Raw genomic sequence first — 22,066 nt, 5'->3', positions numbered from 1 at the left:
TTAAGATCTAAAAGATTTTTGAATTAATTCAGCTGCGAGTTTTCCTGAAATTAAAGCAGGCGGAACACCTGGTCCAGGAACGGTTAATTGTCCTGTAAAATATAGATTCTTGACTTTTTTGCTTTTTATTTTTGGTCTTAAAAAAGCCGTTTGCATTAATGTATTTGCCATTCCGTAAGCATTTCCTTTATAAGCATTATAATCAGATACAAAGTCATTTTTGCAGAACGCTCTCTTAAAGATAATGTTATTTTTAATTTTTTGCTGCGTAAGTTGCTCAAAACGAGTGATTATTTTCTCGAAATATTCTTCTCGGAGTTTTTCGGTATCTTCAATTCCGGGTGCAAGCGGAATTAGGAAAAATCCAGATTCCATTCCGTTTGGAGCTGCGGTTTGATCTGTTTTGGATGGAAAATTGGCATAAAATAACGGAGCTTCTGGCCATTTTGGATTATCGTAAATATCGGCTGCATGCTGATTAAAATCGACATCAAAAAATAAAGCGTGATGCGATATGTTTTCTATTTTTTTATCAAAACCCACAAAAAATAGGAGAGAAGAAGGTGCAAAAACTCGACTTTCCCAATATTTCTCAGAATACATTTGATGTTCTTTTTCTAAAAGAGTTTCGGTATGCTGATAATCGGCGCCACTCAAAACAATGTCTGCTTTTAGGATTTCACCATTAATTACAATTCCAGTTGCAGTATTATTTTCTACAATAATTTTTTCTATTGATGAATTGGTTTTGATGGTTACACCAAGTTCGAGAGCCAGTTTTTCGATTCCTCGAATGACATCAAACATTCCAGTTTTTGGATGCCAAGTCCCGAGGCCAAAATCGGCGTAATTCATAAAATTATAGAAAGAAGGTGTTTTGGTTGGTTTTGCACCAAGAAACAAAACAGGGAATTCTAGAATTTGAATTAATCTTTCGTTCTTAAATTGTTTTCGAATATCTGAACTTACGTTGCTAAAAAACTGATTGAGTTTTAAAGCGGTCTGTGGCGTAATTAATTCTAAAGGAGAAACTCCAGGACGGTAAACTAAATCTTTAATTGCAATATCATAATTGCTTTTTGCTTGATTGATAAAGTTTTGCAGTTTTTCTCCGCTTCCTTTTTCAATGCTTTCAAAAGTAGATTTGATGTCTTCTAAATTATCATAAATGCTTATGAAATCATTTATCCCAAAATAAACCCGATAAGCGGGATTAAGTTTTATAAGCTCATAATAATCAGAAGGTTTTTTGTTGAAGTCTTGAAAAAAACGTTCAAAAACATCTGGCATCCAATACCAGCTTGGGCCCATGTCAAATGTAAAGCCGTTTTCTTTAAACTGTCTTGCGCGCCCGCCAATCGTACTGTTTTTTTCATACACAGTAACGTTGTTTCCTTGTTGGGCAAGGTAACAAGCGGCAGCCAAAGAAGAGAAGCCAGAACCTATTATTTGAATAGTTTTTCTCATTTGTTTAACAAATATAAGAAAAACTTAAACAAAAATAAATTAGATCATGTTAATAGTTTCTTCCATCGAATCAAAAATCCTGATTTTGTCCGTTAAGACTTTCTGATCGATATGTTCAACCATTTTACCCATAAGCCAGATTTCGTTGTTGTTTTGCAATAATTTCTGTCCCATAGATTTTACATATTGATTGATTACGCTTCGATCTGGCTGAACTGTCATGAACGAAATAAAAGTAATATTTTCAAAATGTTTGGTTAAATCCTGCAAGTTCTCAATTGGCATACTTTCTCCTAAATAAATGGTTTTGTAACCTCTATCTAAAATTTCGTATTGCAGGTATAGCAATCCGATTTGATGAATTTCATTTAACGGAAGTGATAAAACGAAAATTCGATCGGTTTTGGTTGGTTTTCTTATTTGAAGACTTTCTGTATAAATTAATATTTTCTGCTTAATCAAATGACTCATAAAATGTTCATTTGCCGGCGTGATAGTTTCAGACTGCCATAATAGTCCTAATTCTTTTAATAATGGCAAAAAGTGTTCCTTGAAAACTTCTTTAAAAGTCTTTTCCGAAATAAGCCAGTCGAATGTATTAAAGAATAATTCTTGATCGAAATTCATCATTGCCATTTTGAAAGAAGTAATGGCATAGTTTTGTGAATTTTTCTTCGAAATGATTTCTCGCACTAATTGTGGAATCTTTTCGTCAGGATATGTCGCAATTTTAGAAATCTTATAACCATATTCGTGTAATAACGTAATGTTTAAAAGTTTCTGCAGATTTTGAAGATTGTAAAATCTAATATTAGTATCGGTTCGCATTGGTTCAAGGATGTTGTATCTCTTTTCCCAGATGCGTATGGTATGCGCTTTTATTCCAGATAAGTTCTCAAGATCTTTAATACTGAAAACAGTTTTAATATTGTTTATCATTTTTTGCGATTAAGTAAACAAATGTAAAACAAAATCTTATATTCGACCTTAAAACTACATTAAAAAGATAGAGGATTAGAGGTTTAAGTATTAAAAATATATTTTTTACCTAAAATCAGGTATATTTTTTTTAAGAAATTTATTACTTTGATAAAAAAGAACAGTCTGCAGGTTAAAAATTTCTGTAGACTGTTCTTTATTTTTTGTGAGTTTTTATTATTTACAAAAAGTTGCTCTGTTTTTTGTAGCGCTCTGACTTCCTAATTCAATTGCTTTTGTGAAATCTTTGCATGATTTTTTTTTGTCTCCGATTTTGTTATAAGCTAAACCACGCAAATTGTAAGCCACATAATCGTTTGGATTTAATTCAAGAGAAGAAGTGCAATCTTCTATGGCTTCTTCGTAATTCTGCAATTTGTAATTAACGTTTGCTCTTCCAGTATAAGCATCAGTATTCGTATCGCTTAATTCGATTGTTTTGCTAAAGTCGGCATGAGCTCCTTTTAAATCGTTTAGTTTAAATTTTGCAACGCCTCGATTTTGATAAGCTTCAACAAATCTAGAATCCTTGCTGATGGCTTTTGTGTAATCGGCGATTGCACTTTTGTAATTTCCGGCGGCGGCTTTGTTAAAAGCTTTGTTAAAATAAATTGCTGCGGTTTGTGACCACGACGAAAAGCTTATCATAATAAATGATAGTACTAGTAGGTTTTTCATAAGACTAATTTGGGATTAGTGATTAATTATTTCCCGACGAATTTAAGAAAGTTTTGTTTTGTAAGGGAATTTCTTTTTTAAAATAATAGTTCGGAGATAAGAAAATATAAAGAAGGGATAAAGGGGTTTTTTCTAAATCTTTCAGGATTTGAATCTTGCATAAAAAGAAAAAAGGTCAAGTAAAATAAATTACCTGACCTTTTGTGACCCGACTGGGGCTCGAACCCAGGACCCCATCATTAAAAGTGATGTGCTCTACCGACTGAGCTATCGAGTCTGTCTCTTGAATGAGGGTGCAAATATAAGTACTTTATTTAGGTTAATAAGCCTTTTTTTAAATGAATTTTACAATTAATTTCGATAAAAGCTTTAAGTTCTTATTTTACAATCAAATAGAGTTTATTTTTTTTTCTATGATCGTGAAGATACAGAATTCGAACCATTTAATGGAAGATTTAAAAGTTTTAGATGTAATTTCAATATTCTAATTAAAAGTTGTGGAACTTTTTTTTAAAATCCACATATAAAAAATATGCATCTTATATGAAATCAGGAAATAAAGAGGCTAGTTTTTTAAGTTTTTTAAGCGATAAAAGCTACATATCCGGAATTGAATTATATAAAATCAACAAGGATAATACATCAACAAAGAAATCGTTAGACGCTAATAAAAAAATAATAAATACAAATTGCTAAAGAGACAATCATGAAAAAAACAATAATACTCATAAGTTTAACAATGATAATAATATCATGTAAAGCACAGCAAACAATACCCTTGGAAAAATTAATTGAATATAGGGATTCTCAATCAGATATTCCAAATGGTGCCTATCTTCAAGATGTAAATAGCTTATTAAATAAGTATATCGGAACTTGGAAAGGAACGAATAACAATAAAAATTACACTTTTATTTTAACAAAAGTAAAACGTAATATAAGAGGTGTTTTTATAGATGAATTACTTATTCGTTATTTAATAACCTCTACTACTGGAACAGTTATCGAAGATACCAGAAACTTAACAGATACTGATCCACTAGTTATAGAAGGAGATTATATCAGTGCGAATAAAAAGTATTATGTGCTCAATTATTTTGGAAGAAACTCAAAATGTGGTCAATCTGGAGAGGTTTTTATTTCGACAACTTCTGATAATCAACTTAAGCTGTTTTTGGCGACCTCACAAGACATGATAAATGGAAAAAAATGTGCAACTGTAGCGGAGCAAATATTACCAACAAAATCAATTCTCTTAACTAAACAATAAAAAAAGCTTTGATAAAATTAAAATTTCGACAATTAAAAACATTTCTAAATTTTATAATAATTCTTTAGTTTTTAGAATTGTTGGCGGTTCATTTGATATAGCAGATGGGAATAGCAGAAAATTTGAAATTGCAACATTTAGAGCTATTGCTAATCTAATTGATTTTAAAAACCAAAAAAGTAATTAATATTTAACAAACTAATACATTGCAGCTAGTGCAGAGAATTTGGAAATAGGTCGAGAAATAAACCGTAATGATGTTACAGCTTGAAAAAGAACCTTAAATCTTAACAGATTCATGATGGGGTTTGAAGCAAGATCCTCTTTAAACATAGGTCCTTTCAAACTAAAAAAAATCTTGTAAATTATAGAACCATAAAAAAATCCTGAGAATCTATATTTCTCAGGATTTTCAATTTTTATAGTGACCATGGAGGGATTTGAACCCTCACGCCCTTGCGAGCACCACCCCCTCAAGATGGCGAGTCTACCGTTTCTCCACATGGCCTAAAAAGAAAAAAGGTCGAGTAAAATAAATTACCCGACCTTTTGTGACCCGACTGGGGCTCGAACCCAGGACCCCATCATTAAAAGTGATGTGCTCTACCGACTGAGCTATCGAGTCATTGCTTTCAAGAAATTTAATTTGTTAATCACAAAATTTGTGACCCGACTGGGGCTCGAACCCAGGACCCCATCATTAAAAGTGATGTGCTCTACCGACTGAGCTATCGAGTCATTTAATTTCTTGAATGCGGGTGCAAATATAAGGAGTTTTTTTTGAAGTTTCCAAGCTATTTTATCATAAATTTGTCTTTTTTTTGGAAAAATCTCCAATCGCTTAGTTTATAAGGTTTTATTAATATGAAAAAAATTGTGTTATTAGGTTATATGGGCTGCGGAAAGTCGACAATTGCCCAAAATTTGTCAAAAATTACAAATATTCCGTTCTTGGATTTAGATAAATGCATCGAAGAAAGAGCAAATTTATCCATAAATGAGATTTTTGAGAAGCATGGAGAAGTGTATTTTCGAAAATTAGAACACGAAATGTTCGTCGAATTGCTGCAATCTTTAGAAAATAATATTATTGGTCTTGGAGGAGGAACTCCATGTTATGCCAATAATCATGAATTATTAAAAGGAGATGATGTTGTATCTATATATTTAAAGGCATCTATTGATACCTTATATAGTAGATTGGTTCACAATAAAAGCAAACGTCCTTTGATTGCAAATATGAATGAAGAGGAAATGAAAGAGTTTATCGCGAAACATTTGTTCGACAGAAGTTTTTACTACAATCAAGCGAAACATAAAGTATCGGTTGATGATAGATCTGTCGAAGAAACGGTTCAGGATATTTTAGAAATCTTAGCTTAAAGAAGCGTAATCGCCCTTTTCTGAATTGAAAACAACTTGAACGTGTTCTAATAAAGAGGTCGAAAGCGAAATGCCTTTAAAATCTGCCTTTACTGGATATTTTTTATGATTTCGGTCAACAAGTACTGCTGTTTTGAATTTTTTAAGCGGAACGTCTAAGAAATGACGAACAGCATAGATTAATGTGGTTCCCGAGTTTAAGACATCGTCAACTAGCACGAGTCCTTTTTCTTTATATTCTTCAGGACTTAATGAAGTTTGTATCGCTTCTTGCGGATTTTGTTTGTTTACTTTTACTTCGCAGATTGAAACGTTTAAGGTAGAAATACTGCTAAGTACTGAAGCGATTTTTTCGGCAAAAACAAATCCGTTAGAAGCAATTCCAGCAATAACAACTTCTTCTTCGTTTACAAAAGTCTCGTAAATTTGATAAGCGATACGTTTTATTTTATGTTCGATTTCCTCGTGGGTTAGAATAATATTGTTACTCATGGTGTGTTTTTTTTGCTAAGATAATTAATTTAAAAATCCAATATAGAAAATCCAAATTCCAATGTTAGGTTTTTGATTTTTGTATTGTTTTGAATTTGATTTTTTTGTTTTTATAAGATCTTGGAATTTGGCATTTGATAAATTTAGAATTTATTCAGTATCATCTTCTTCGTCATCAAAAATGTCATCTCCGTAATCGTCAATGTCTCTTCGGTCTTTCTTGGTTGGACGTCCTGCTCCAGTTCTTCTAGAATGTTCTTTAGATAGTTTTAATAGTTCTAAATGTGCAAAAGCTTCTGGCGGAGTTTCATTTTTTTGATAAAGATCTACCAATTTTGCTCCAACACGATTTTGCGGTATATCTAAAACTGTTATAATTTGTGTAATTTGATCTTTTCTAAATGTAATTCGGTCTGTAGGAAAAACTTCTTTTGAAGGTTTTGCAACTTGCCCATTTACAGTGATCTGATTCTTTTTGCAAGCTTCAGTAACCATGTTTCTGGTCTTGTAATAACGAACGCACCACAAGTATTTATCTATTCTCATAATTTTTCTAAAATCCAAGTTAAATTCTTTACAAAAATAAATCAATATTGTATCTTGCGCACCTAAAAAAATGATAATAATGAATAAATTTAAATATTATTTTGTTTTACTACTTGCTGGTATCGCCATCGTTTCTTGTAATAAAAGTGATGACGATGATTCGACAACGGTTCCGCTGAGAGATTTTGCAGAGCAGTATAAAGCAGATAATGATTCTATTGTAAAATTTTTAAAAACCAATTATATTGAATCAGTTACCGCTGATTTTGATGTTAAAATATCAAAAATTCCAGCAGGCGGAACACAAACTTCTATCTGGGATCAGAAGACTTACACATTAGCATCAAGAGATGTTTATAGTGACGATATTACTTATAAAGTATATTATTTAGTTTTAAGAGAAGGTTCTGGTCAGAATCCAACTAATACCGATAAAATTTCTACAGCATATAGCTGTTATTTGTTAAACGGAACCATGGCTGATTCTTCGTATGGAATTCCTTTTACAGCTAATTTATTTCCATATGCAAACACGAGTACTGTAATAGAAGGTTGGTCAGAGATTTTTCCAAAATTTAAAACAGGAACTTCTACAACTGGTGATGATGGTTCAATTACGTATAATGATTATGGTGCTGGTGTAATGTTCTTGCCTTCAGGTTTAGCTTATTATGCTTCGGGTAGTGGCGCTAATATTCCTGCATATACACCAATCTATTTTAGTTTTAAATTATTTGATCTCCAAAGAATGGATAACGAATATAATACAACAAGCAGCGGAAGAGTTTTTGTTGGTGATGGCGTTCCTGATTATTTAGAAGATATTAATGGTGATGGTTATCTTTATGATTTTAGAAATACAACGAAATATCCTAATCCTCCTAAAGAATTAATCGATGATACTGATGGTGATGGAATTGCTGATTTTGTTGATCTTGATGATGATGGAGACGGATTTACAACTAGATTTGAGCTTACAAAGCCTACAAGTGAAGTTGGTATAGTGGATGGTATTAATTATGGAATCAGACTTTATTATCCTTGGGATCCAATGGTAGATAATCCAGCAACACCAAATGTTGATGAAACGGAACCTAGAGGAATTCCTAGAAGACCTACAGGAGCTCTTACAGATCCTTCAAAACCTGAATCTTCGACTAATGTTAAAAAATATGTTGAAGAAGATTACACGGCTAGCGGAAGGTTAAGAATTCATTTAGATAAAACTTATCCGATAAAGCAGAATTAAAACTCTAAATTATAAATAAAAACCTGAAAGCAATTTCAGGTTTTTTTATGTCTAATATATTTCTCTTTTTTTAGAAAGGGAAAAATTTCTATAGAAGATTTTGAGAAAGCACATCTTTAAAAACAAAAAACCTCGAAATCTAAATTCCGAGGTTTTTCTATAAAGTAAGAAAATCTAAAATTATTTTCTTTTGATTACTCTTTCTACAGCTTCAACAATTGCTTGATTGTTTAATTTGTATTTTTCCATTAATTGCTCTGGAGTTCCAGATTCTCCAAAACTATCTTTTACTGCTACAAATTCTTGCGGAGTTGGGTTGTTTAAAGCTAATACTCCTGAAACGCTTTCTCCAAGACCTCCAAGGTAGTTGTGCTCTTCTGCAGTTACTACACATTTAGTTTTAGCAACAGATTTTAGAATAGCTTCTTCATCAAGAGGCTTAATAGTGTGAATGTTGATTACTTCAGCAGAAATTCCTTTTGCTTCAAGAGCTTCAGCTGCAATAAGAGCTTCCCAAACTAAGTGTCCTGTAGCAATAATTGTAACATCTGTTCCCTCATTTAACATAATTGCTTTTCCAATTACGAATGGTTCGTCAGCAGGAGTAAAGTTAGCCACTACTGGACGGCCAAAACGTAAATAAGCAGGACCGTGGTGATCTGCTAATGCTAAAGTTGCAGCTTTAGTTTGGTTGTAATCGCAAGTATTGATTACAGTCATTCCTGGCAACATTTTCATTAAACCAATATCTTCTAAGATTTGGTGCGTTGCTCCGTCTTCTCCTAAAGTTAAACCAGCGTGAGAAGCACAGATTTTTACATTTTTATCTGAATAAGCAACAGATTGACGAATTTGGTCGTAAACTCTTCCTGTAGAGAAGTTAGCAAAAGTTCCAGTAAAAGGAATTTTTCCTCCAATAGTTAAACCTGCAGCGATTCCAATCATGTTTGCTTCTGCAATACCGATTTGGAAAAAGCGCTCTGGATGATTTTTCTTGAATTCATCAAATTTTAATGAACCAATTAAGTCAGCGCATAACGCTACAACATTTTCATTTTTTTGACCTAGTTCAGTCATTCCCGCTCCAAAACCAGAACGAGTATCTTTGCTTCCTGTATTTTCGTATTTTTTCATTTTTATTTTTTGCTTTAGGCAATAGGCTTTAGGCAATAAGCTTACTGCTTACTGCTTACAGCTTAAAGCTTTTTTTAATAGTCTGCTAAAGTTGAAATGTTTTGAGCTAATGCAGCTGCTAACTGATCGTTGTTAGGAGCTTTACCATGCCAAGCGTGTGTATGCATCATGAAATCTACTCCGTTACCCATTTCTGTATGTAATAAAATACAAACTGGTTTTCCTTTTCCTGTTCTAGATTTAGCATCATTTAAACCAGCAAGGATAGCGTCGATACTGTTTCCTTCTTTAATTTCTAAAACATCCCAGTCAAAAGCTTCAAATTTAGCACGTAGGCTTCCCATTGCTAAAACTTCATCAGTTGTTCCGTCAATTTGTTTTCCATTAAGGTCAATAGTTGCGATAATGTTATCAACTTTTTTAGCAGATGCGTACATAATTGCTTCCCAGTTTTGACCTTCTTGCAATTCTCCGTCTCCGTGTAAAGTATAAATTAAGTGATTGTCACCGTTTAATTTTTTAGCTTGCGCTGCTCCAAGAGCTACAGATAAACCTTGTCCTAATGAACCAGATGCAATACGAACTCCAGGTAAACCTTCATGTGTTGTAGGGTGACCTTGTAAACGAGAATCTAATAATCTGAAAGTAGCAAGTTCTGAAACTGGAAAATAACCGCTGCGTGCTAGAACGCTATAAAAGACAGGAGAGATGTGTCCGTTTGAAAGGAAGAACAAATCTTCTCCAATTCCGTTCATATCAAAACCTTCTTTGCGGTCCATAATATTTTGATATAGTGTTACCAAAAATTCAGTACAACCTAATGAACCACCTGGGTGTCCAGAGTTTACAGCATGTACCATTCGAAGAATATCTCTTCTTACTTGGATCGTTAAATCGCTTAATTGTTGTGTGTTAGGCTTCATTTTATATGTAAAAGTTAAACTGAAGCAAAAGTAATTTTTATTTTGTGGGCAGACAAATGATTTTTTGCTTTAGTTGCATAACAATTGTTAAATTTAGCTGTTTTTTCTGCATTCCGTAAAAAAATATAACGGAACTTTTGCTTCAAAAGCCTTTATAAGTGTGTTTTTTACAATTTTAAATTGATGAATAAAAAAATCCTGCTTTTGCAGGACTTTTAAATATAATTTTCTATTAAGTATCAGTATCAATTATCACTTTCGCTATAATAATTGTTTTCTTCATCTTCAGAACCAATATCTTCTTGCTGGTCATCTAACTCAGATCCTGGAATATCCAAATCGTTACCGATTTTATCGCTGTTTTGTTTCCATTCGTGATTGTTCTGATTAACGATGCGTTCTCCTGAAATGTCTTCAGGATTAATATCTTCCAGTTTGTTGTCCTGATTGTAAATATCTTCGTTTGCGGGATAATCCATATTTTCAAGATTTCTTTCAATCTGGTCATCTTTTATTTGATCTAACTTTTCTTCTGAGTTTATCATGATTTCTAAGACTTTAAAAATTAATAAATTAAAGTTAGAGAATCTGTATTCTTCGTGTGTTATATTTAAAATGATGGAAGTTGCAGTTTTTACATTTTGGTTTTATATTTAAACGTAATTATTAGGACTGGGAAACCTTAAAAAGAAATTTGTAGTTAGAAACGTTAAAATTCCAATTTTCAAATTAAGAAAACATTATCTAATTTTTCTAATTGACAAATTACCTAATTAATAAAATTTTCCTGAAATTAAACTATCTTTGCCGTCCCGAACGGTCGGGAGAAAAACGAATTTATGAAGTTTGATTTATTACAGAAAGATCCGCAGTCGAAAGCGAGAGCGGGAAGTATTACTACTGATCATGGAGTTATAGAAACTCCTATTTTTATGCCAGTTGGAACGGTTGCATCTGTAAAAGGTGTGCATCAGCGTGAACTAAAAGAAGAAATTAATCCAGATATTATTCTTGGAAATACCTATCATTTATATTTACGTCCGCAAACTGAAATTCTTGAAAAAGCAGGTGGATTGCATAAGTTCATGAACTGGGATCGTAATATTTTAACAGATTCTGGAGGATATCAAGTATATTCTCTTTCTTCAAATAGAAAAATTAAAGAAGAAGGGGTAAAATTTAAATCGCATATCGACGGTTCTTACCACTTTTTCACACCAGAAAATGTAATGGAAATTCAGCGTACTATTGGTGCTGATATTATCATGGCATTTGATGAATGTACGCCGTATCCTTGCGATTACCGTTATGCTCAGCGCTCTATGCACATGACACATCGCTGGTTGGATCGCTGTATCAATCATTTAGAAAAAGTGCCTTATAAATATGGCTACGAACAAACGTTTTTTCCGATTGTTCAAGGAAGTACTTATAAGGATTTACGTCGCCAGTCGGCTGAATATATTGCTAATTCTGGACAACAAGGAAATGCAATTGGCGGACTTTCAGTAGGTGAGCCAGCTGAAGAAATGTACGCTATGACTGAAGTAGTTTGTGAAATTCTTCCTGAAGATAAACCTCGTTATTTAATGGGGGTTGGAACTCCAATTAATATTTTAGAAAATATTGCGTTAGGAATTGATATGTTCGATTGCGTTATGCCAACTCGTAATGCAAGAAACGGTATGTTGTTTACAGCAAATGGAACAATCAATATCAAAAATAAAAAATGGGAAGCCGATTTTTCTCCAATTGATGAAATGGGGCACACTTTTGTTGATACAGAATATACAAAGGCTTATTTGCGCCATTTGTTTGCCGCAAATGAATATTTAGGAAAACAAATTGCTACCATTCATAATCTAGGTTTTTATATGTGGTTGGTTCGTGAAGCTAGAAAACATATCTTAGCGGGCGATTTTAGACCATGGAAAGAAATGATGGTTAAAAATATGAGCCAAAGATTATAAAAAGTTCCAAGTTTCAGGTTTCAAGTTTCAAGTTTTGTAGAGAACGTGAAACTTGAAACTTGAAACAAAAAAACAAAAACTATATGCTTTCAATAATAGATAAATACATCTTAAAAAGATATCTGGGAACTTTCTCTGTGATGTTGCTTTTATTTGCACCAATCGGAATCGTAATTGACGTTTCTGAGAAAGTAAATAAAATGCTCGAAAACAAGATTCCGTTTGGCGATATTGCTTTCTATTATTATAATTTTACGATCTACTTTATTAATTCGCTGTTTCCGATATTTTTGTTTTTATCGGTAATTTGGTTTACTTCAAAATTGGCTAATAATACAGAGATTATTGCTATTTTGAGTTCAGGGATTTCATTTACGCGTTTCTTGCGTCCTTATATTATAGGTGCAACAATCGTTTCTATTTTCGTTTTGCTAATGGGATTTTTTATTGTTCCAGCAGCAAGTGAAGGGTATAATAATTTTAGATATACCTATTTAAAAGGAAATGGAAAAGAGCTCATGCGTGGAGAAAACACTAATGTTTACAGACAAATTAACGATCATGATTTTATTTTTGTAAACAGTTTTAATGAAGAATCTAAAACAGCTTTCAACTTTTCTTTAGAACATTTTGAAAAAGAAAAATTAACCTATAAAATTACTGCAAGCCGTATTAAATGGGATCCGAAGAAAAAGATTTACATCTTATATGATTATACAAAACGTACAGTTGGAGATTTAAATGATGTAATTGAAAAGTCTCCAGAAAAAAATATGGCCTTCAAGTTTGAATTGGCCGATTTGACTCCTGTGGTTTATATTGCAGAAACTTTGACTTTAGGTAAATTAATTGATTTTATTGAGAAAGAAAGAAAAAGAGGTTCAGGAAACATAAACACCTATTTAGTTGTTCTTTATAAAAAATATAGTATACCAGTTTCGGCATTTATTTTAACAATTATTGCGGTTTCGGTTTCTTCTATGAAGCGGCGTGGTGGAATGGGAATGAATCTAGCTATTGGAATCGCAATTGCATTTTCGTTTGTATTCTTTGATAAAATATTTGGTACACTTGCCGAAAAATCTACTTTTTCACCTTTATTAGCTGTTTGGTTCCCAAATATTGTTTTCGGAATCTTAGCAGTTTATTTACTACGTAATGCGAAACGATAATTTAAAAAGTTATTTAAATCTTCACTTAATTGTTTTTATCTGGGGTTTTACAGCCATTTTAGGCGCTTTAATTACAATTGATGCCGAAAATTTAGTTTGGTATAGAATGTTGCTTGCCATGATTTTTCTTGGCGGATTTATAGCAGTTAAAAAACAATCATTTCAAGTCCCAATAAAAGAATTTTTCAAATTGATTTTTGTTGGTTTATTGATTGCATTGCACTGGATTTTCTTTTTTAAAGCAATTCATGTTTCTAATGTTTCAATAACACTTTCGATATTTTCTTTAGGAGCTTTTTTTGCTTCTTTATTAGAACCCTTATTTTATGGAAGGAAAGTGCTTTGGTATGAAGTTTTTTTTGGACTTATAATCATAGCTGGTTTAGGATTGATTCTTCAGGTTGAAATTAAATACCTTACAGGAGTTTATTACGCTTTAGCAGCAATCATTTTAGGTGTGCTATTTACCTTAATGAACGGAAAATTGATCTCAGATCACGAACCTTCTGTAATTACGTTTTATGAGTTTGGAGCAGGAGTTTTCTTTATCACGATTTATTTTTTATTCCAAGGAAAATTCACTGCAGATTTCTTCGAAATGTCTTTGAATAATTGGATTTTATTATTGATTTTAGCTTCAATTTGTACGGCTTACGCTTTTACAGCTTCGGTAAAAGTAATGCAGCGATTAACCCCTTATACAGTAATGTTAACTACTAATTTAGAGCCAGTTTACGGGATAGTTTTGGCTTATTTTATCTTAGGGGGAAAAGAGAAAATGAGCGTCGAATTTTATATCGGAGCTGTTATAATAATCATAACAGTTATTCTAAACGGTGTTTTCAAACATTATCAGAACAAGAAAGAAAACTTGTAATAGTTTCCTTATTATTAAAATGCATTTTTATACTTTAAATAACAATTAACTTCGCCAATGATATAATATTTTTATATTTGCGGTTCGATTTACAAACAAAATTCAAAAATCCATGGAATATTTAGATTTTGAGCTTCCAATTAAAGAACTTGAAGAACAGTTAGAAAAGTGTGTTATTATTGGAAAAGAATCTGACGTTGACGTAACCCCGACGTGCAAGGAAATCAACAAAAAATTAGTAGAAACTAAAAAAGAAATATACAAAAACCTTACGGCTTGGCAGAGAGTGCAATTGTCAAGACACCCAAATAGACCGTATACTTTAGACTATATCAAAGCAATTTGCGGAGATACTTTCTTAGAACTTCATGGAGACAGAGGTTTTAAAGATGATAAAGCTATGGTTGGTGGTCTTGGTAAAATAAACGGACAATCGTTTATGATTATCGGTCAGCAAAAAGGTTTTAATACAAAAACACGTCAGTACCGTAATTTTGGTATGGCAAATCCAGAAGGATACCGTAAAGCTTTGCGTTTGATGAAAATGGCAGAGAAATTCGGAATTCCAGTTTTAACTTTAGTTGATACTCCGGGTGCATACCCAGGACTTGAAGCCGAAGAAAGAGGACAAGGAGAAGCTATCGCTAGAAACATTTTCGAAATGGTTCGTCTGCAAGTGCCAATTATCACAATTATTGTGGGTGAAGGTGCTTCTGGTGGAGCTTTAGGAATTGGTGTTGGAGACCGTGTTTATATGTTAGAAAATACTTGGTACTCTGTAATTTCTCCAGAATCTTGCTCTTCTATTTTATGGAAAAGCTGGGAATACAAAGAGCGTGCAGCAGAAGCTTTAAAATTAACTTCTTCTGACATGAAAAAACAAAAATTAGTTGATGATGTAATTCCAGAACCACTAGGAGGAGCACATTATGACAGAGAAACTACTTTCAAAACAGTAGCGGAGTATATTACTAAAGGATATAACGAATTGAAAGATTTATCAACAGCCGATTTAATTGCCCAAAGAATGGACAAATACAGTAATATGGGCGAGTTTAAAGAGTAAATTCATATAATATGATGAAAAATCCGAAGCCCTACGGTTTCGGATTTTTTTTTGGTTATGAACAAATCAAGATTATTTATAAACAATTATTAGTTATAACTCGATAGCATATTTTTTTTAAATTTTGCTACTTTCGCTATATGGAAAATTTCAAAAACTTAAACCCCGTTAAGGTCGACAAAACCACAATTATTAATCTAGAAAAAGGTAAGCTTCCTCCTCAAGTTATTGACTTAGAAGAGGCTGTTCTTGGCGCGATGATGATTGATAAAAAAGGGGTAGATGATGTAATTGATATTTTACAGCCTGATGCTTTTTACAAAGACGCGCACAAACATATTTTTGAGGCGATTTTACAGCTTTTTACAGAAACTCAGCCAATTGATATTTTAACGGTTTCAACACAGTTAAAGAAAAACGGAAAGCTGGATCTAGCTGGAGGAGATTTTTATTTGATTCAGCTAACGCAGAAAATTGCTTCTTCTGCGCATATCGAATTTCACTCGCGTATTATTCTTCAAAAATTTATTCAAAGAAGTTTGATTCGAATTTCTTCTGAAATTATTGAAGAATCTTATGACGAGACAACAGACGTATTCGATTTGCTGGATAAAGCCGAATCTAAATTATACGAAGTAACTCAGGGAAATATCAAGCGTAGTTCTGAGACTGCTCAGAGTTTGGTTCTTCAGGCGAAAAAACGTATTGAAGAAATTGCTGGTAAGGAAGGTTTGAGTGGAGTTGCAACTGGTTTTGAGAAACTGGATGAAGTAACTTCTGGATGGCAGCCTTCGGATTTAATTATTATTGCAGCTCGTCCTGGTATGGGTAAAACGGCTTTCGTCCTTTCGATGGCGAGAAACGTGAGTATTCAGTTTGGACATGCAGTTGCGATTTTCTCTCTGGAGATGGCATCGGTTCAGTTAATTACGAGGCTTATTTCTTCTGAAACAGGATTGTCTTCAGAAAAATTAAGAACAGGTAAATTAGAAAAACACGAATGGGAGCAATTAAGTACAAAAGTAAAAAACTTAGAAAAAGCCCCATTATTTATTGATGATACGCCTTCGCTTTCGATATTCGATTTACGTGCAAAATGTCGTCGTTTGGCTTCTCAGCACGGAATCAAACTAATTATTATTGACTACTTGCAGTTAATGACTGCAGGAGGTAGTGGTAAAGGAGGAGGAAACCGTGAACAGGAGATTTCGACAATTTCCCGAAACTTAAAGGCTTTGGCAAAAGAGCTTAACGTTCCGGTAATTGCACTTTCTCAGTTATCGCGTGCCGTTGAAACCCGTGGTTCTAGTAAACGTCCGCTTCTTTCGGATCTTCGTGAATCTGGAGCGATCGAGCAGGATGCCGATATCGTATCGTTTATCTATCGTCCTGAATATTATAAAATTGAAGAATGGGATGATGATGAAGCTTCTTCTACACAAGGTCAAGCTGAGTTTATTATAGCCAAGCACCGTAACGGTGGTTTGGAAAATATTCGTCTGAAATTCTTAGGACACTTAGGTAAGTTTGATAATCTTGAAGAGTTTACAGGAGGTTATGATGATTTACCATCAAAAATGAATCATGATGATAACCCTTTTATAACTAAAAATTTACCATCTGCTAACGAAGCTTTCGGAAGTAATTTAAATGACGACGACGACGATAGTGATGTTCCATTTTAAAAAATTAAAAAGCCTTATTATTAAGGCTTTTTTTATATTTTGACGTTAATCTTTTAATAAAAATCAGTAGTTTAGCTAAACCAATCAGAAACTATTAATTTTTTTTAAATTATTAACCAATTAACAAATGTAAATTATGAATGATGATTTTAATCTAGGAAGTGTTGAAGTATCTTTAGAAGAAGGTAAAAGTTGGGCAAAAAAATACCGTGATTCGCCTAAAGAGGTTGAAGAAGGTAAAGGTAAAATAGACGCTTACTTAATCCCTTTAGATGCTTTGAGATTAGTATTAAAGCAAGACATTGATGCAGTTAGAGCATACAAAGGAATTAACAATGCTGGAGAACAAACTTTAATGTTTGTGGGTACAAAACTGGACAAAAAAACCGGTATTTATGTAGATGTATTTAATGTGGGTGTATCAGAAGGATGTGAGGGAAGCGAAGTTGTTTATGACACTAGCCGTCCATGTCCTCCTTATGGTGATCCAGCTAGTCCGATGGCATAACAATGGATGATTTTTTAATATATTCTTCTTATATCATTTTATTTATAAGTTTGATATTATATACATATAGCTTTTTCCGCAAGGAAAAAGCTAATGTCTTTTTCATCATATATATTGTTTTTAGCTTTTTAATTCAGATTTCTATGGAAATCATGTATCATATGCATTTAAATAATTTATTGTTGATGAATACATTTGTCATTGGACAGATGATATTGTTAGGATTGTTTTATAAGTCATTATTTAAAATTCAGGCACAAAAAAAAGTGGTAGTTTGGAGTATGATTTTGGCTCTATTGATCATTTTTATTCAATTATATAATGACCCAGAACAGATTTATAAATTTAATTTGTTTGAAATTACAATCTGTTCATTGCTAGTCCTTATTTTTGCTTTAATGCATTTTTATAATATGCTTGGCGATAATAAAACTTACTATTATTTTTCGATTGGAGTTGTAGCTTTTATGCTTGCTTCAACAGTATTATTGTTGGTAGGGAATTTAACGCATAACTTGTCAAATGAATTTAAATATTTAAGTTGGAGATTAAATGCATTTTTAGTTGGAGTATTTTATTTCTCTATGATTGTAGAATGGAAAGTGAGTTTTTCAAAAACGAAAAATTTAGCTAATTAAAATATTTCAATCCATAATATGAGTCTCCATTCAATACCAGAAAAAGAAATCGTTGCTATAATTTTATATACCTCACTTTTCTTTATGATTGTTGCGGTAGTTTTAATTATATTCTTTTATTTTTCTAGACAAAAAATAATTCAGAAGGAATTAGAAAAAGTAGATTTAATACTTCGCTATCAAAAAGAACAATTGCATGCTGTTATTATCACGCAGGAAGAAGAACGCAAAAGAATTGCACAAGATCTTCATGATGATATCAGTTCGAAATTAAATATTGTTTCATTAAATAGCCATTTGCTTACTGCGCCAAATCTTACAGAATCTGAAACGGCTGAAATAACCGAAAATATAATCAATTTAACTACTAAAGCTTTAGAAAACTCTAGAAAAATTGCCCATAATCTATTGCCTCCTGTTTTCGAAAAATTTGGATTAAATGCAGGAATAGAAGAATTATGCGAGGAATTTGAAACCAGTAAATCTGTCAAAACGCATTATAAAAATGAAATCGATTTTGACGACAAAGATCTCGACAGACATTTGCATATTTTTAGAATTCTTCAAGAATTAATGAATAATTCGCTTCGTCATGGAAAAGCAACCGAAATTTGGATTTCATTTATCAATATTGAAGGTGTAAATACATGTAATTATGAAGATAACGGAATTGGTTTTGATAGTTCAAATGCTGAAAATCAAAAAGGTTTAGGAATGAAAAATATTGATAGCCGAATATCATTTTTGGAGGGAACAATCAAAATTACCTCTGAAATTAATAACGGAATCGCAGTAAATTTTACTTTTTAGGTCGAATTTAGAACTTTAATAAGGTTTTTAGTCGATAAAATGATATGTTTTGGCTATTTATTAATCATATTTTGTAATTTCGGGATACCAAACTAAACGACCAAAATCCAAAAAGATGAATGCCACTATTAAAATTGCCCTTGTCGATGATGAAATTTTGTTTCGAAAAGGAATTTCTTTTTTATTACAGAGAGAAGATAATGTAGAAGTTATTTTTGAGGCCTCAAACGGAGAAGATCTAATTTCTCAGTTAAATGAAAACGAAGTCAAACCCGATTTAATTATAATGGACTTAAAGATGCCAGTTTTAAATGGTGTCGAGGCCACTAAAATTATTCGAAAGGCGTTTCCCGATATCAAAATAATAGCGCTAACAAGTTATGATACGAAGTCATTCATTGCTAATATGATTCAGGTTGGTGCTGTTGCTTATTTAATTAAAAATACTACTCCAAAAGATTTAATTCTGACAATTAGAGAAGTAGCTGCAAAAGGATTCTACTATAATGAAAATGTTTTAAAAACAATTCAAGAAACCATAGTTTCTCCTAAAAATACAAAAGGCGGTTTAGATACGAGTTTCCTTTCGCCTCGTGAAGTAGAAGTTCTGCAATTGATCTGTCAGCAGAAAACAACTGCCGAAATTGCCGAGCAGCTGTTTTTAAGTCCGAGAACTATTGAAGGGCACAGAAATAATTTGCTGCTTAAAACAGAATCGCGCAATATTGCTGGTTTGGTTGTGTATGCCATTCAAAACGATTTAGCAGATTTGACAATCTAAAAAATTATGCTGTCAAAAACTGAATTGATAACACATAATACAATATGATTGTTATCACGAGAACACATAAACCTATTTTTTGAACTAAATTCATACCCTTTTCTTGGTTATTACTATCATTAAACTTCATTGGTTGGTTGTTTTTTACATTGATTAGTTTTATGACCTGGGATAGCAAATGTATATAGAATATTTAATGGCACTATAGGTGTTTTTACCTGTTTTTTTCAAGGGTGTAAATCAGGTATTTTCCCCTGTTTTTTTATTTAACATTCTCTTATGCCATAAAAGGGACTATAGATTCTTTTTTTAGATAGTTCCTTTATATCTTTACTAAAATAATTTTCGGATGAATAGAAGTTTATTCTACATTTTTATACTATTAGTTACATTCAATGCCCGCGCCTCGTTCATATTACTTCCGATGGACGAAACAACTCAACAGAATCATTTAAAAGCATACGGTATTACTTATTGGTGTTTAAGCAGAGATTATAAAGCAAGCTGGCTTTTAAATTACCGTGGAGGCTCTTTCTTGCTTCCTGATGCTGAAGAGATTAGAAAAGAATGTAAAATTAGAGGTGTTAGTTTTGAAGTTATTTCAGATAGTGAACAAGCTTCTATTTTAAATGAAATCTCGAGTCCTTCTCAAAATATGGAATCTGTAATTTTGGAGAAAGCTCCAAAAATTGCTGTTTACACGCCAAAAGGAAAACAACCTTGGGACGACGCAGTAACTTTGGTTTTAACTTATGCCGAAATACCTTTCACTCCAATTTATGACGAAGAAGTTTTAAGCGATCAGTTATTAATGTATGATTGGCTACATCTTCATCATGAGGATTTTACTGGACAGTACGGAAAGTTCTATGCGGCTTATAAAAATACACCTTGGTATATTGATCAAAAAAAGGATGCTGAAGCTTTAGCGACAAAATTAGGATATGCCAAAGTATCTCAGGAAAAGGGAGCAGTAGCAAAAAAAATTAGAGATTTTGTAATTGGCGGTGGATTTATGTTTGCAATGTGTTCTGCTACAGATAGTTTTGATATTGCGCTTGCAGCTGATGGAGTCGATATTTGCGAAACAATGTTTGATGGCGATCCAAGCGAGTCTAATTATCAATCGAAATTAAATTACAATAACTCTTTTGCTTTCAAAAATTTTACCTTAGAAAGAAGACCTGAAGTTTATGAATTTTCAGATATCGATATGACTACAAAAAGACGTATTGTTATGGAAAAAGATTATTTCACTTTAATGGAATTTTCAGCAAAATGGGACCCAATTCCAAGTATGTTGTGTCAAAACCATACCCAATTGGTAAAAGGTTTTATGGGGCAAACGACTTCATTTGATTCTTCGCTAATAAAATCTAACATATTAATTATGGGAACTTGTGAGCTAAATGGCGAATCAAGATATATTCATGGCGAAAAAGGAAAAGGAATGTTTACTTTTTTCGGAGGACATGATCCAGAAGATTTTCAGCATCAAGTTGGAGATCCGCCAACGGTTTTAGATTTGCACCCAAATTCTCCAGGTTACAGATTAATTTTGAATAATGTTTTATTTCCTGCTGCGAGAAAAAAGAAACTTAAAACCTAGTTTAGTGAGATTTCAAACCAGATCGGAATATGATCTGAAACTTTTCTTGCTGCTTGAAGAGAATCAAAATCTTCATAAAATTTAATTACTCCCGAATTGATAACTTTTACAGATGAGGATTTGTAAAAAATATTATCAAATTCAGATGCTAAACAGATATTGTTTTTGCATTTGTGCTTAAGCGTTGTTTTCTGATTCTTCAATACAGAATTATATCCCATTTTTTTTAAAGGAATGAAAACAGTATGTTTTTCAGGGCAATTAAAATCGCCTAAGAAAACTAGATTTAAATTAGGATATTCACTTGGCAAAAACTTAAAATATTTGATTTCAGTTTCTGGCTGCTTTTTTTGAGTTATAGCGTGAAAATTGACTAGTGTAATTGTTTTTTTATTGATTTCGAAAGTGCCGAAATAAGGTTCTCGGTCAATTTCTAAATTATATTTTTTCTCCAGCCAAGGTTTGTTTTTTAATTTTATTTTATGTGTTTTCCAAATAAAAGCATATCGTTCAGTTTTGTAACTGCTACTGCTTGTTGGATCACTTATATTATAGTCCCACTTATTTCCTTTTTCGTTAAGTAATTCAGTGAGCTTTGCTACAGTTTGTGCACCGCCATTTCCTGCAACTACCTCCTGAATAGCAATTATATCATAGGCAGAGATAGTTTTGGCAATATAGTTTAATTCGGTATTCGATTTTGATTTTCCGAAGTTTTCTATATTCCAAGACAGAATTTTGGTTTGCGCAAAAGATATAAATGTAAATAATAGTAGGAGAGGGCTGAGAACGTTTTTCATGTAAAAAAATAATTGTAATCAAATATAGAT

At 32.4% G+C, this 22,066-nt stretch carries 22 protein-coding genes and 4 tRNA genes; 13 read left to right on the top strand and 13 right to left on the bottom strand.

Annotated elements, in window-relative coordinates:
• The 4 genes from V6624_RS00285 to V6624_RS00270 form a co-directional block, all read right to left on the bottom strand.
• A complete protein-coding gene (locus V6624_RS00285; RefSeq protein WP_338840497.1) occupies positions 1-1,467 on the bottom strand; it encodes a phytoene desaturase family protein in 1,467 nt (488 codons plus the stop codon).
• 39 nt (positions 1,468-1,506) lie between these two features.
• Positions 1,507-2,406: a MerR family transcriptional regulator gene (locus V6624_RS00280; protein WP_338840496.1), complete on the bottom strand. Its 900-nt coding sequence runs from the start codon at positions 2,404-2,406 to the stop codon at positions 1,507-1,509.
• A gap of 216 nt (positions 2,407-2,622) precedes the next feature.
• Positions 2,623-3,123: a tetratricopeptide repeat protein gene (locus tag V6624_RS00275; RefSeq protein ID WP_111285954.1), complete on the bottom strand. Its 501-nt coding sequence runs from the start codon at positions 3,121-3,123 to the stop codon at positions 2,623-2,625.
• A 204-nt stretch (positions 3,124-3,327) separates the two neighbouring features.
• Positions 3,328-3,400: transfer RNA gene (locus tag V6624_RS00270), tRNA-Lys, on the bottom strand.
• A gap of 429 nt (positions 3,401-3,829) precedes the next feature.
• On the opposite strand from V6624_RS00270, the gene V6624_RS00265 reads away from it, so the two are divergent.
• A complete protein-coding gene (locus tag V6624_RS00265) occupies positions 3,830-4,393 on the top strand; it encodes a DUF6705 family protein (protein ID WP_111285956.1) in 564 nt (187 codons plus the stop codon).
• 425 nt (positions 4,394-4,818) lie between these two features.
• Here V6624_RS00265 and V6624_RS00260 read toward each other — a convergent pair.
• From V6624_RS00260 to V6624_RS00250, 3 genes are all read right to left on the bottom strand, one after another.
• Positions 4,819-4,901: transfer RNA gene (locus V6624_RS00260), tRNA-Leu, on the bottom strand.
• Between the two features lie 44 nt (positions 4,902-4,945).
• Positions 4,946-5,018, bottom strand: a tRNA-Lys gene (locus V6624_RS00255).
• A 40-nt stretch (positions 5,019-5,058) separates the two neighbouring features.
• A tRNA-Lys gene (locus tag V6624_RS00250) sits at positions 5,059-5,131 on the bottom strand.
• A 126-nt stretch (positions 5,132-5,257) separates the two neighbouring features.
• Between V6624_RS00250 and V6624_RS00245 the strand changes: the two genes are divergently transcribed.
• A complete protein-coding gene (locus tag V6624_RS00245; RefSeq protein ID WP_338840494.1) occupies positions 5,258-5,776 on the top strand; it encodes a shikimate kinase in 519 nt (172 codons plus the stop codon).
• On the opposite strand, the gene V6624_RS00240 is transcribed toward V6624_RS00245, so the two are convergent.
• Both V6624_RS00240 and V6624_RS00235 read right to left on the bottom strand, forming a co-directional pair.
• The gene (locus tag V6624_RS00240; protein WP_338840492.1) at positions 5,768-6,268 is read right to left on the bottom strand and encodes a phosphoribosyltransferase domain-containing protein; all 501 of its coding nucleotides are present in this window, start codon (positions 6,266-6,268) and stop codon (positions 5,768-5,770) included. The genes V6624_RS00245 and V6624_RS00240 overlap by 9 nt on opposite strands.
• 150 nt (positions 6,269-6,418) lie before the next feature.
• Positions 6,419-6,814, bottom strand: coding sequence for an RNA-binding S4 domain-containing protein (locus V6624_RS00235; protein ID WP_338840491.1), 396 nt, complete (start codon positions 6,812-6,814; stop codon positions 6,419-6,421).
• A gap of 79 nt (positions 6,815-6,893) precedes the next feature.
• On the opposite strand from V6624_RS00235, the gene V6624_RS00230 reads away from it, so the two are divergent.
• Entirely contained in the window at positions 6,894-8,063 is a 1,170-nt protein-coding gene (locus V6624_RS00230; RefSeq protein ID WP_338840490.1) for a hypothetical protein, read from the top strand.
• Positions 8,064-8,243: 180 nt separating this feature from the next.
• Here V6624_RS00230 and V6624_RS00225 read toward each other — a convergent pair whose 3' ends face one another.
• From V6624_RS00225 to V6624_RS00215, 3 genes are all read right to left on the bottom strand, one after another.
• On the bottom strand, positions 8,244-9,197 hold the full coding sequence (locus V6624_RS00225; RefSeq protein ID WP_111285966.1) for a transketolase family protein: 954 nt from the start codon (positions 9,195-9,197) through the stop codon (positions 8,244-8,246).
• A gap of 74 nt (positions 9,198-9,271) precedes the next feature.
• On the bottom strand, positions 9,272-10,120 hold the full coding sequence (locus V6624_RS00220; protein ID WP_338840489.1) for a transketolase: 849 nt from the start codon (positions 10,118-10,120) through the stop codon (positions 9,272-9,274).
• A gap of 245 nt (positions 10,121-10,365) precedes the next feature.
• Entirely contained in the window at positions 10,366-10,665 is a 300-nt protein-coding gene (locus V6624_RS00215; RefSeq protein WP_338840488.1) for a hypothetical protein, read from the bottom strand.
• Between the two features lie 294 nt (positions 10,666-10,959).
• Here V6624_RS00215 and tgt point away from each other — a divergent pair, with 294 nt between their 5' ends.
• From tgt to V6624_RS00165, 10 genes are all read left to right on the top strand, one after another.
• Positions 10,960-12,090 carry a tRNA guanosine(34) transglycosylase Tgt gene (gene tgt, locus V6624_RS00210; protein WP_111285972.1) on the top strand — a complete coding sequence of 377 codons (1,131 nt, stop codon included), beginning with the start codon at positions 10,960-10,962 and terminating at the stop codon, positions 12,088-12,090.
• 83 nt (positions 12,091-12,173) lie between these two features.
• Entirely contained in the window at positions 12,174-13,262 is a 1,089-nt protein-coding gene (locus V6624_RS00205) for an LptF/LptG family permease (RefSeq protein WP_338840486.1), read from the top strand.
• A complete protein-coding gene (locus tag V6624_RS00200) occupies positions 13,249-14,139 on the top strand; it encodes a DMT family transporter (RefSeq protein WP_111285974.1) in 891 nt (296 codons plus the stop codon). The genes V6624_RS00205 and V6624_RS00200 overlap by 14 nt, the downstream gene beginning before the upstream one ends.
• Positions 14,140-14,251: 112 nt before the next feature.
• Positions 14,252-15,205, top strand: a complete 954-nt coding sequence (locus tag V6624_RS00195; RefSeq protein WP_111285976.1) for an acetyl-CoA carboxylase carboxyltransferase subunit alpha — start codon at positions 14,252-14,254, stop codon at positions 15,203-15,205.
• A gap of 140 nt (positions 15,206-15,345) precedes the next feature.
• The gene (dnaB, locus tag V6624_RS00190; protein WP_095931682.1) at positions 15,346-16,890 is read left to right on the top strand and encodes a replicative DNA helicase; all 1,545 of its coding nucleotides are present in this window, start codon (positions 15,346-15,348) and stop codon (positions 16,888-16,890) included.
• A gap of 136 nt (positions 16,891-17,026) precedes the next feature.
• On the top strand, positions 17,027-17,398 hold the full coding sequence (locus V6624_RS00185) for a hypothetical protein (RefSeq protein ID WP_111285978.1): 372 nt from the start codon (positions 17,027-17,029) through the stop codon (positions 17,396-17,398).
• A gap of 143 nt (positions 17,399-17,541) precedes the next feature.
• Positions 17,542-18,036, top strand: coding sequence for a hypothetical protein (locus V6624_RS00180; protein WP_239455641.1), 495 nt, complete (start codon positions 17,542-17,544; stop codon positions 18,034-18,036).
• A gap of 18 nt (positions 18,037-18,054) precedes the next feature.
• Positions 18,055-18,846, top strand: a complete 792-nt coding sequence (locus V6624_RS00175) for a sensor histidine kinase (RefSeq protein ID WP_111285982.1) — start codon at positions 18,055-18,057, stop codon at positions 18,844-18,846.
• 115 nt (positions 18,847-18,961) lie between these two features.
• A complete protein-coding gene (locus V6624_RS00170) occupies positions 18,962-19,627 on the top strand; it encodes a response regulator transcription factor (protein WP_338840482.1) in 666 nt (221 codons plus the stop codon).
• A gap of 349 nt (positions 19,628-19,976) precedes the next feature.
• Positions 19,977-21,236 (top strand): asparagine synthetase B, encoded by a 1,260-nt coding sequence (locus tag V6624_RS00165; RefSeq protein ID WP_338840480.1) that lies wholly within the window; start codon positions 19,977-19,979, stop codon positions 21,234-21,236.
• Here V6624_RS00165 and V6624_RS00160 read toward each other — a convergent pair.
• Positions 21,233-22,036, bottom strand: a complete 804-nt coding sequence (locus V6624_RS00160; RefSeq protein ID WP_338840478.1) for an endonuclease/exonuclease/phosphatase family protein — start codon at positions 22,034-22,036, stop codon at positions 21,233-21,235. The two genes, V6624_RS00165 and V6624_RS00160, sit on opposite strands and share 4 nt — an antisense overlap.
• Positions 22,037-22,066: the final 30 nt, after the last annotated feature.

The organism is Flavobacterium ginsenosidimutans, from assembly GCF_037478105.1.
In the GTDB taxonomy this organism is placed as follows: domain Bacteria; phylum Bacteroidota; class Bacteroidia; order Flavobacteriales; family Flavobacteriaceae; genus Flavobacterium; species Flavobacterium ginsenosidimutans.
Note: the sequence above shows the minus strand (reverse complement) of the source record. Positions and strands in the feature narration are given on the sequence as shown.

Bases quoted from the DNA above. Each gene is read 5' to 3' on its own strand.
- V6624_RS00285 (WP_338840497.1), bottom strand. From the start codon at position 1,467: ATGAGAAAAACTATTCAAATAATAGGTTCTGGCTTCTCTTCTTTGGCT.
- V6624_RS00280 (WP_338840496.1), bottom strand. From the start codon at position 2,406: ATGATAAACAATATTAAAACTGTTTTCAGTATTAAAGATCTTGAGAAC.
- V6624_RS00275 (WP_111285954.1), bottom strand. From the start codon at position 3,123: ATGAAAAACCTACTAGTACTATCATTTATTATGATAAGCTTTTCGTCG.
- V6624_RS00265 (WP_111285956.1), top strand. From the start codon at position 3,830: ATGAAAAAAACAATAATACTCATAAGTTTAACAATGATAATAATATCA.
- V6624_RS00245 (WP_338840494.1), top strand. From the start codon at position 5,258: ATGAAAAAAATTGTGTTATTAGGTTATATGGGCTGCGGAAAGTCGACA.
- V6624_RS00240 (WP_338840492.1), bottom strand. From the start codon at position 6,268: ATGAGTAACAATATTATTCTAACCCACGAGGAAATCGAACATAAAATA.
- V6624_RS00235 (WP_338840491.1), bottom strand. From the start codon at position 6,814: ATGAGAATAGATAAATACTTGTGGTGCGTTCGTTATTACAAGACCAGA.
- V6624_RS00230 (WP_338840490.1), top strand. From the start codon at position 6,894: ATGAATAAATTTAAATATTATTTTGTTTTACTACTTGCTGGTATCGCC.
- V6624_RS00225 (WP_111285966.1), bottom strand. From the start codon at position 9,197: ATGAAAAAATACGAAAATACAGGAAGCAAAGATACTCGTTCTGGTTTT.
- V6624_RS00220 (WP_338840489.1), bottom strand. From the start codon at position 10,120: ATGAAGCCTAACACACAACAATTAAGCGATTTAACGATCCAAGTAAGA.
- V6624_RS00215 (WP_338840488.1), bottom strand. From the start codon at position 10,665: ATGATAAACTCAGAAGAAAAGTTAGATCAAATAAAAGATGACCAGATT.
- tgt (WP_111285972.1), top strand. From the start codon at position 10,960: ATGAAGTTTGATTTATTACAGAAAGATCCGCAGTCGAAAGCGAGAGCG.
- V6624_RS00205 (WP_338840486.1), top strand. From the start codon at position 12,174: ATGCTTTCAATAATAGATAAATACATCTTAAAAAGATATCTGGGAACT.
- V6624_RS00200 (WP_111285974.1), top strand. From the start codon at position 13,249: ATGCGAAACGATAATTTAAAAAGTTATTTAAATCTTCACTTAATTGTT.
- V6624_RS00195 (WP_111285976.1), top strand. From the start codon at position 14,252: ATGGAATATTTAGATTTTGAGCTTCCAATTAAAGAACTTGAAGAACAG.
- dnaB (WP_095931682.1), top strand. From the start codon at position 15,346: ATGGAAAATTTCAAAAACTTAAACCCCGTTAAGGTCGACAAAACCACA.
- V6624_RS00185 (WP_111285978.1), top strand. From the start codon at position 17,027: ATGAATGATGATTTTAATCTAGGAAGTGTTGAAGTATCTTTAGAAGAA.
- V6624_RS00180 (WP_239455641.1), top strand. From the start codon at position 17,542: ATGGAAATCATGTATCATATGCATTTAAATAATTTATTGTTGATGAAT.
- V6624_RS00175 (WP_111285982.1), top strand. From the start codon at position 18,055: ATGAGTCTCCATTCAATACCAGAAAAAGAAATCGTTGCTATAATTTTA.
- V6624_RS00170 (WP_338840482.1), top strand. From the start codon at position 18,962: ATGAATGCCACTATTAAAATTGCCCTTGTCGATGATGAAATTTTGTTT.
- V6624_RS00165 (WP_338840480.1), top strand. From the start codon at position 19,977: ATGAATAGAAGTTTATTCTACATTTTTATACTATTAGTTACATTCAAT.
- V6624_RS00160 (WP_338840478.1), bottom strand. From the start codon at position 22,036: ATGAAAAACGTTCTCAGCCCTCTCCTACTATTATTTACATTTATATCT.